This is a genomic window from Novosphingobium umbonatum (assembly GCF_004005905.1).
GTDB classification, from domain to species: domain Bacteria; phylum Pseudomonadota; class Alphaproteobacteria; order Sphingomonadales; family Sphingomonadaceae; genus Novosphingobium; species Novosphingobium umbonatum.
On record NZ_SACO01000064.1, the window covers coordinates 1 to 307 of the forward strand.

General features: G+C 57.3%; 1 pseudogene. It reads left to right on the forward strand.

Features of this window, described 5'->3' with window-relative positions:
* Positions 1-252, forward strand: a pseudogene (gene istB / locus EOE18_RS18290) (IS21-like element ISRsp3 family helper ATPase IstB); the annotation flags it as partial.
* Between the last annotated feature and the right edge of the window lie 55 nt (positions 253-307).

Genomic DNA, 307 nt, shown 5'->3' on the forward strand with positions numbered 1-307 from the left:
CTGGGATATCTCCCGTTCAGTCCATCAGGAGGGGCCCTGCTGTTCCACCTGCTCAGCAAGCTGTATGAGCGCACCAGCGTGGTGATCACCACCAACCTTAGCTTCAGCGAGTGGGCCAGTATCTTCGGTGATGCCAAGATGACCACCGCCCTACTGGATCGCCTGACCCATCATTGCCACATCCTGGAAACCGGCAATGACAGCTTCCGCTTCAGGGCCAGTTCCGCCACCCCAAAATCCAGAAAGGTATAAACCCAAAGCTTGACCTTGACCGCCATGGGCAGCACATAACCCATACCCACCCGGG